Origin of the sequence: Suttonella ornithocola (assembly GCF_001889065.1) — a bacterium.
In the GTDB taxonomy this organism is placed as follows: Bacteria; Pseudomonadota; Gammaproteobacteria; order Cardiobacteriales; family Cardiobacteriaceae; genus Suttonella_A; species Suttonella_A ornithocola.
The window spans coordinates 1-8,321 of record NZ_LWHB01000188.1 but is presented as its reverse complement, the minus strand read 5'-3'; the positions used below and the strand labels follow the sequence as shown (position 1 = coordinate 8,321).

9 protein-coding genes and 1 tRNA gene are annotated in these 8,321 nt (G+C 39.9%); 3 read left to right on the top strand and 7 right to left on the bottom strand.

What is annotated here, in order from left to right:
• Together A5N85_RS17845 and A5N85_RS12435 are read right to left on the bottom strand one after the other, a co-directional pair.
• Nucleotides 1–128, bottom strand: a 128-nt coding sequence (locus A5N85_RS17845; protein WP_143143292.1) for a helix-turn-helix domain-containing protein, incomplete at its 3' end; no start/stop codon positions are given.
• A gap of 46 nt (nt 129–174) precedes the next feature.
• Entirely contained in the window at nt 175–477 is a 303-nt protein-coding gene (locus A5N85_RS12435) for a sel1 repeat family protein (protein WP_072577495.1), read from the bottom strand.
• Between the two features lie 714 nt (nt 478–1,191).
• On the opposite strand from A5N85_RS12435, the gene A5N85_RS12430 reads away from it, so the two are divergent.
• Nucleotides 1,192–1,268, top strand: a tRNA-Arg gene (locus tag A5N85_RS12430).
• 25 nt (nt 1,269–1,293) lie between these two features.
• Nucleotides 1,294–1,890, top strand: coding sequence for a hypothetical protein (locus tag A5N85_RS12425; protein ID WP_072577494.1), 597 nt, complete (start codon nt 1,294–1,296; stop codon nt 1,888–1,890).
• A gap of 227 nt (nt 1,891–2,117) precedes the next feature.
• On the opposite strand, the gene A5N85_RS15775 is transcribed toward A5N85_RS12425, so the two are convergent.
• Genes A5N85_RS15775 through A5N85_RS12400 form a run of 5 tightly spaced genes read right to left on the bottom strand, consistent with a single transcriptional unit; the run spans nt 2,118 to nt 8,106 of the window.
• A complete protein-coding gene (locus A5N85_RS15775; protein WP_072577493.1) occupies nt 2,118–3,479 on the bottom strand; it encodes an LPD7 domain-containing protein in 1,362 nt (453 codons plus the stop codon).
• A gap of 16 nt (nt 3,480–3,495) precedes the next feature.
• Complete coding sequence (locus tag A5N85_RS12415; RefSeq protein ID WP_072577492.1) at nt 3,496–5,508, bottom strand: type IV secretory system conjugative DNA transfer family protein; 2,013 nt, start codon at nt 5,506–5,508, stop codon at nt 3,496–3,498.
• Between the two features lie 15 nt (nt 5,509–5,523).
• Nucleotides 5,524–6,576: a P-type DNA transfer ATPase VirB11 gene (gene virB11, locus A5N85_RS12410; protein WP_072577496.1), complete on the bottom strand. Its 1,053-nt coding sequence runs from the start codon at nt 6,574–6,576 to the stop codon at nt 5,524–5,526.
• Between the two features lie 5 nt (nt 6,577–6,581).
• On the bottom strand, nt 6,582–7,670 hold the full coding sequence (locus A5N85_RS12405) for an LPD3 domain-containing protein (protein WP_072577491.1): 1,089 nt from the start codon (nt 7,668–7,670) through the stop codon (nt 6,582–6,584).
• 1 nt (nt 7,671) lies between these two features.
• Nucleotides 7,672–8,106 carry a TrbI/VirB10 family protein gene (locus A5N85_RS12400; RefSeq protein WP_072577490.1) on the bottom strand — a complete coding sequence of 145 codons (435 nt, stop codon included), beginning with the start codon at nt 8,104–8,106 and terminating at the stop codon, nt 7,672–7,674.
• A gap of 82 nt (nt 8,107–8,188) precedes the next feature.
• Here A5N85_RS12400 and A5N85_RS17840 point away from each other — a divergent pair.
• Nucleotides 8,189–8,321, top strand: a 133-nt coding sequence (locus tag A5N85_RS17840; protein ID WP_143143291.1) for a helix-turn-helix domain-containing protein, incomplete at its 3' end; no start/stop codon positions are given.

Here is an 8,321-nt window from a genome sequence, read left to right as displayed (position 1 = left end):
TGGGGATTTTTAATCCAGCTATAGACGGTGAATTTGCTGATCTTGTAGCGCTTTGCAACAGCGCGCCAAGTTTCTCCATTAGCAATATCGTTAAGAATTTTCTGTCGGAATTGGCGACAGTAGGTCATAGGATATGCTCAGTTTGTTTTTGATAATTCTACTACAAGTTGTTCTTTATATCTGCTTTGGATAGATTGGATTATAAGTGATTTGACTATATTGTGCTTCTGCTTCGCCTTTTTCAGCAGCTTGTTGTGCCCATTTAAGTGCGTCGGCGTAGTTGCCTGTGTTGCTGTAGCGAGTAGAAAGTTCTGTTTGCGCTTTCGTATTGCCTTGTTCTGCTTGTATGGTAACAATTTCTATTGGGGTATTCTCAAAAGGATTTTTTTCTGTAGCGAGCGCTGGCGGTACGGCGATGAAAGTGAAGAGGCGGGAGAGTAGGGTGCGTATATAAGTGAAGGTAAATGGTGAGGACATTTTTCCTTAATACTGAATGGGAAATATTTTAGTGTAGCTTTTTTAAAGCATTATGATTGCTATAGTCAAATCAGCTAAAAAACAGAACGTTATCTACCGCTAGAATGGTTAGATAAGGGCTATAGGATGTTTTGTTTTTTAGCTGATTGCACTATAGCTTAAATAGTTCGTTACCCACTAACAAGTTTTATTGTTTTCGATAGGCAATGTTCGTGATAACTGGTAGTTAATTTTTATCTTCATTCAATAGTGATTTAGCTTAGGAACGAGAGGGTTTATTGAGCATGCTTTCGGGGTGCATCCGCCGAGTGTCCGTATATTCGTTACAAAATCGTCGCGCGATTTTTAAAGGAGTCTGCTGAGTGGCTAATCTGATTTTAGGTTTAGGTAGGAAGTGCTAAGCCGTTTCGCTTCACCGAGCTTCCTTTCTGTTTAATTCTACAAGTGATGTTCTTTTTTGCTTCATTATATGCGCCACAGAAGGAAAGTCATTCGCAATATCACGGTAAAACTCCTATCTTGAGTAGTTGGAATGTTTGGCAAGAAGTTTTATGTTAATGGTTTGATTGGATTGTGTATTTCTATCTTTTAGCTATTGTTTTAGCGTTAAATGGTTATAAGATTTCAGAAGATGGTTAAGGTTTTTTGATTTAAAACAGTGTGTTAGATAAAGTATTTTTCATTTAAAAATGATGATGGTAAAATTCACCACTTCCGCCCGTAGCTCAGCTGGATAGAGCGTTGCCCTCCGGAGGCAAAGGTCAGGGGTTCAAATCCCTTCGGGCGGGCCATCTTAATAATTCTCTACTGGGCTGGTTGAGAAGTACAGACCCAAAGCAAAAATGCCAAGCACTACTCACGTTTAATCCGCCAACGAGTGCAGAGGGCCGCTGGATTGTCGATTTCTTTGCGCCGTGGATAGACAAGCAATACCCCAAGCCAGCCGCGCCGGGAGAGATTCGCTATTGCGGTATGGTCAATCAGCGTGATTATTGGGTGGATAGCGCTACGCCGTTTGTTTTGGTGGGGGATGAGGTAGTCTATGATTTTGACCCTGACGCTTATTCGCAAGAAGAGATTATTATCCCAATGGCGCGGACGTTTATTCCATCCAAGGTTACAGATAATCCTTATTTGATGAATACGGGCTATGTCAGCACGTTACAGGCGTTGCCTGAGCCATTGCGTTCACAGATGCTCAACGGTGATTTTAGTGCAGGCATGGAGGATGACCCATGGCAGGTGATACCAACAGTGTGGGTTGAAGCCATACAAGCTCGTTGGCAACCGAAGCATCAAAAGCCGGAGATGACTGGTATGGGTGTGGACCTGTCTGTAAGCAATGAAAACACTAGGCATGCTCATGTTGATAAGCATCTGGATAGTGTTCTACATCAGCCATTAGAGCTTTGAGGTCAATTTTGCAAGGATAAGAAGTTCTTGTTCTTTTAGTAGGCTAAAGGCAATCATGCATTTTCCACTTCTGAACAGTAGGGAAATGGATACCAAAGTTATTGGTTACCTGACGAACCGAATAGCTTTCTGCTAGTTTTGCGATTACTTTTTTCCTGAGTTCTAATGAATAGGGACGCATATGAGTAAAGATGTGTAAATCTATAGGGTATGTTATATCTAGTTTTTTAGCTATAGCTAGATAAAGCAGCGTGCTTAGCATTGATTTTAGCCGATAGGTCGCTGTAAGTATCTATTTTAAGTTTTGTATCCGCAGTGGGATGATTGTGCAATTCATCAATCACTTTTTCTGCTAGAGTCGATAATTCTTTTTTATATGGTTCGTTGTAATATCCGCTCCATTCTCTTCTTTTCTCTATTTCTGCTTTTATTTCTTTGTTAGTTGGATCGTTAATCAGACTTCTTAAGTCGTCATAAACTTTATTATCAGCATATTCTTTAAGCGCAGTTGTGTATTCAACCATTTCATTTTTGCCGAAATTTGGTATTTCACTGTAGTTATCAAAATCTTTGATAGCTCTAAACTGTGCTTGAGATTCGTAGGCTTTTGCGAAATCTTCGTTTTGTAATAGCGCTTGTAACTCTGCTTGTTCTGTTTTAGTCAGCTTACGCTCAAATTGTGTATCCAGTAATTCTTTGCTAATTTGTGTATTTTGATTTAGTTTTTCAGCTTTTTCGGCATCTATTTCCTGTGCTGGTGTTTCCTGTGCTGGTGTTTCCTGTGCCGGTGCTTCTTGTGCCGGTGCTTCTTGTGCCGGTGCTTCTTGTGCCGGTGCTTCTTGTGCCGGTGTTTCTTGTGCCGGTGTTTCTTGTGCCGGTGTTTCTTGTGTAGGTGTTTCCGGAATAGGTTTTATATCTAAATCTGTATCTAGTCTTTCTGCTTGTTCTTCATTTGCCCGTCGTTCACGCTCTTGTGCACCTAGTAAACGCTTTAAATCTATCTCACTTGGCTCATAACCAGTTGTTTCTAAGCCTCGCATACTAGCCTGAAACCACATTTCAGCTTTATATTGTTTGTCACCACCTTTAATTTTAATGACTTCCCAGCCTTTGTCTTCGGCGATGTCCAAAGCAGCAGCAATATTTTGAGGAGAGTTATCAATGACAATACTGTCTTTTTTAATCGTTATTTTGCTGTTGTCGTTACGATTAACAAATTGAGCTTCTTCGCCAATGCGAGATAAGTTGTAAAAGGGTTTTTTAATTTCTTCGTAAGCATTATCGCGATTAAAGCGAATAAAAGTATAGTTTAAATCAACCGTTCCGCCTTGCTTTTCATCATTATGCTTTTCTTTTTCTGCTTTATCAGAAGATTCTTGCTTATCTTCTTTGGGTGCAGGTTTTTCTGTTTCCTTGTTTTCAGTCGGTGCAGTTGGATGAGGACGTTTTTCATCCAATGGCGGTAAAAAGTCATGTTTTTGGCGCTCTTCTTTTTCCCGCGCCTCTCGTTCTCTCTGCTCTTTTAGCGCTTTTTCACGTTCTTTGTCATGCTCGAGTTCTGTTTGATCTTGGTTTAGATTATCAGCCATGATTTATTCCTTTTGTTTATGCGGTTGCAAGGGCATCTTCAATTTCAGGTTCTTCTACTTCATCATCTTTTTCGATGAGGCACGCATTGATGTTGCGTATTGCCAAATTCTGTAGGACACCTAATTCCACAACCTTCATTCGTTCTTGTAAATTTTCGTAGAATTCATTTCTTGTGGTTTCGATAAGCTCCTCGATGTCTGAACGGATGATTTTGCTTTCTTCTTGTTGTTTTTCGTTATCTTTTAGGCGATCTTTCAGCTTAGGGACTTTGGCTTTGTCTTTATAAGGTTCAAAGCGACACTGAAAAACGGGATCGGCATAATATTTGTTTTTGTCGAGCATAATCGGATGACTAATGCCCTCAAAAGTGATGATTGCTTTGTCTTTGCTCATCTCTCTAAGTTCTTGTGGCATCATCAAATCTCGCTGATTTTGTGTTTCTGTGCGAGATACGCCTTTACTACCACCTCCACGGGATTTTGAGGTATCTTCTAAGACGGTAATTTTGCCTAACAACTTTGAGTATTCTTCACTATCGGCAACATCGTTTGGTTTATATAAGACTTTAAGCGCAATATTGGTCATGATGTTTCTCGCGCCATGTTCGCCATAAACTGCTCGATCTTGTAATTGTGCTGGTGATTGAGCAATAAACAACAATCTCATGTTATAACCCGCCATATAAGACACGGCTTTTTCTAGAACGGCAATTTTTCCGGGTGATGTGCCTTCATCCATCAACATTAGACATTGATACTTAAGGTCAGGATTGTTTTGTGGCAGTTCTGATGTGTTTTCGTTAATTAGCTGGCTATAAAATAGATTGATAATTTTTTTGGCTTTTGCGAGGTCTTTCGGTTGAATGCCGATATAAATGGTCATGCGCTTTCTACGAACATCGCGTAAGTCAAAGTCATCGCCGGATGTTGCATTGACAACTGGCTCTGATAACCACGGCGTTAAGTTTGCCGTTAATGTTGCTAATATTGAGGCAAAGGTTTTATCTCCTGCGGATACGGCGCTGTTTATAGTTTGTTTGGCAATGACACTCACAAATTCATCATTCATCAATGATGAGAAATGTGGTATTGCTTCGCCATTAAAATTCGTTGCGAGGTCTAAAACTTCACGAATAGTGGGGACGTAGGGTAACTCACTGGATTGGTAATAAGCTTCTTTGTCTAAGCAATAGAGTGTTAGTCCTAAAAACAGTTTGCGTGCGCTTTCTTCAAAAAAGCTATCATCGCCTCCGCTGTCAGGAATCAGACAAATCGCAATTTGGTTAATATCATCAATGCGTAATTCATTTGAGCGTGATACATAAGAGAGCGGATTCCAACGACTCGTGCGACCATCCGGATCAAAAGGATTAAAGAGGTAAATAGCTTGTCCGCATTTAGCGCGGAACGCACCAGTGATTTCAAACAATTCTTGCTTGATATCCAACACGACCATCGAATGATCGTAAGACAGTCCTACTGGAATAACAACGCCTACGCCTTTTCCCGAACGTGTGGGGGCAGCGAGATAGCCAAATAGCTGTCCGCCTAAACCAATATAATAACCCTTATATTGCCCAACAATAATGTGGTTGCCAGCAAAGAGTCCATGTTTAACGAGATCTTTTGGTAGTCCAGCTTTCGGTTTTTTAACAACTAACCCTGCTTTTCTGATTTCAGCATCGGTGGCAAATCGCGCATCGCCGTAAAGCTTTTGTTTTTTAGTCATTAGCTTACTAATGACAATAGCAACAATAGCATGAGCAATAATAGCGACTAGCCATGCCCATTTGAGCTGTTTTCCGTAAATTTCGGCATAATTTTTTTGATAATAGAGAATATCAAACGGATGACTTCTGACTTGTGTTGTCAACTCAAAGCCTTTAAACAAAGCTTTCAGCGGACTCACACCGGGCGGAAAGCTCATAAATACCCGAAACAGAAAAGAGGCTAAGGTGCAAACGGTCAATGTGCCGACTGTTATCACTAACAAAGTGATAATCAGTTTCTTTTTGGGGGTCATTTCCATTTTTAATACTCCTTATTAGTGAGTAAGCATTTGCAATTTGCGTTCGGGATTAAAGTCAATCGCGGTGATATAGCGCTTGCCATTGTGATTCGCAAAATGGATAGAAATATCTATCGTCATCATGATTAAGCGTCTTATAACGTCATAGCTGAGACTACTACCTTCAGGGCTAGCGTTAATCATTAAAGCAAGCTGCTCATACGCCATTAATGCGCTATCAGCATGACAAGATGTAATAGAGCCACTATGCCCATTTCCGCAAGCGCGGATAAAGTAAAATGCTTCATCGCCTCTCACTTCCGCGAGAATGATGCGATCAGGCTTCATACGCAGGGTTGCTTCAAGACACGATTTAGCAGTAACAGCGGATTCACTCATTGACTTCGGATACATCAAATGCACCTTATTTGGGTGATCTATAAATAGCTCACGCGCATCTTCAATGGTGATGATGCGCTCATCATGTGAGATTAAGTCAATAAGGGTTTTCATAAAGGTAGTTTTGCCGCTCCCCGTTGCACCGCTCACGACAATGTTTTTGCGATACTTAACGGCTAACTCTAAAAACTCCCGATATTTCTTATTCGCCAATAAGGTTTTTAATTCTTGGTCTTGTGGCGTGATTTCATCGGTCATCGGTACGATTTCGCGAAAAAGTCCGCTACTCTCGTATTCATCCATCGAAAATTTTGCATTAGACGGTATTCGCACGGTTAGGCTACATTCTTCAGCTGCGGGTTTGCGCACTAACTGCGCTCTTTCACCGCCCGGCATGGTCAATGAAAGCATCGGATTTTTGTGGTCAAATGACTGTTGCTGCCCTTGTTTATTTACTAGTAATATTCCCAATCCGTTAATCAAATCATTTGATTTATTACCGGGTTGTTCTATTTGTTTCCATTGGCTATATTTTTCGTAAAATATGATACCTTCTTCATTAATGGCAATTTCTGTTACGCCTTCAGTTTTCATTAATTGAGAGATACCTAATTGGTCAAAGGTATGCGCAATTTGCAAAAGGATCTTAGGAGTGAAAACAGCTTCGGGTATATCGTTTCTTTCTGTCATTAAAGTCATTTTGTAAAGCCTCTGTCTTTAGTTTTAGATGTCGTTTTCGCTAAAGGATTTTCTCTAACGGCATTTAGCCACGCTTCTTGACGTTGAATTGGATGTAAGGTTTCTGCTTTTATCAAAGTGTTTACGTTAATTTGCTTACCAACGGCTTGAGCAGATAAGATGACTAACGGTAAATGGGCAATATCCCCATCAACGCTATCATGTAACTTACGCCCAGCTTCACGATTGCCTAAATCTTTTAAATCAATGAGTGGAGAAGGTAAGCTGCGAGAAAGAAAATCTAATTTTGGTTCAAAAGTGTATGGGTTAAGCTGTTGAGCAATATTTTTACTGTTGAAATCAATTACCTGTTGTGCTAGATTAAGCACACGGGAAACGCCAAGTGACCGGAGGGAATTCGGGTTAGATAGATTCTGATTCGTTTCCGCCATTATAATTGGGGAGGCGTTTCCTTTTTCTGTATCTGCAATAAATTTATCTGTAATTTGTTGCTTATCCAATATATTGATTGCTTCAACAGTATAGATTCGATTTCCACCATAATTCTGATTTAGTAACTTAACAGTTGTTTCAACAAGATAAATACTCTTTTCAAAAGTCATTGGTGAAAAAATTCTAGGCAATCCTATGACTTGCTTCGCCTCTGCTCTATCAGGTTTTATCCAACCTAAAATGCCGTTAAAAAATAAAGTATCAACATTTGCAACAGCAGCTAAATGAATAAATCCACTATTTGTTGTCTGTAAAGATTTCTTAAATGCCGTTGATGAAATCATTTTTTCTACTGTTCTTTTTGATATAGTTGCAATTAGCCCACTTTCCGCATTTCTTAATTCAATATTATTTAGTTTGCGTAGAATATCTTGCGCTTCTCCTTTATTTTTTGCTGTTCGCAAGGCACGGCTGTCCCGCGCAAATAACCAATCCCCATATTCTTTTTTAAAAGTTTCTGTGCGGACTTGTACCCAGCGATCTATAGGTAATTGTGTTGCACCAATTTCCACTGCTTCAGCATAGCCATCAACCCCTCCATAGCGTTGGAAAGTTTCACTAAATTCAAGGCTATCTGCACGCAATTTATTCATATCAATAACCTAACTGTCTAGCGTTATAAACACTTGATAAGTCAATATCATCAGCGACATAAATATTGATCATCTCTCCTTCTCGTAGGTAGATAATCGGACTTAAATCAATATTCTTTTCAAGTATTTTTTTCGCTATATCGTTTGAAGTATCTGCGGTATCTGATTCGACAATTACGTCTGCGGATTTACTGTTTTTACCAGCAATATTTAAGGCATCACTCATGATTGACACTAATAACGCCGAGCCAATTCTTAATCCCCAGCGATTATCTACCTTGCCTGTAATGCCCGATGCGCCTAAGCGATCGGTTGTAGGTGATTGTAATTGGACAACAACGTCATAAGGCGTGATTAAACGATCCCAAATAATTTGTAGCCGTCTATCACCATTTTTGACATCGCCACGATATTCCCCCGTAACTTTTATAGTCAAATCACTTATAATCCAATCTATCCAAAGCAGATATAAAGAACAACTTGTAGTAGAATTATCAAAAACAAACTGAGCATATCCTATGACCTACTGTCGCCAATTCCGACAGAAAATTCTTAACGATATTGCTAATGGAGAAACTTGGCGCGCTGTTGCAAAGCGCTACAAGATCAGCAAATTCACCGTCTATAGCTGGATTAAAAATCCCCATCCTA

Bases quoted from the DNA above. Each gene is read 5' to 3' on its own strand.
- virB11 (WP_072577496.1), bottom strand. From the start codon at position 6,576: ATGACAGAAAGAAACGATATACCCGAAGCTGTTTTCACTCCTAAGATC.
- A5N85_RS12405 (WP_072577491.1), bottom strand. From the start codon at position 7,670: ATGAATAAATTGCGTGCAGATAGCCTTGAATTTAGTGAAACTTTCCAA.
- A5N85_RS12415 (WP_072577492.1), bottom strand. From the start codon at position 5,508: ATGGAAATGACCCCCAAAAAGAAACTGATTATCACTTTGTTAGTGATA.
- A5N85_RS15775 (WP_072577493.1), bottom strand. From the start codon at position 3,479: ATGGCTGATAATCTAAACCAAGATCAAACAGAACTCGAGCATGACAAA.
- A5N85_RS12435 (WP_072577495.1), bottom strand. From the start codon at position 477: ATGTCCTCACCATTTACCTTCACTTATATACGCACCCTACTCTCCCGC.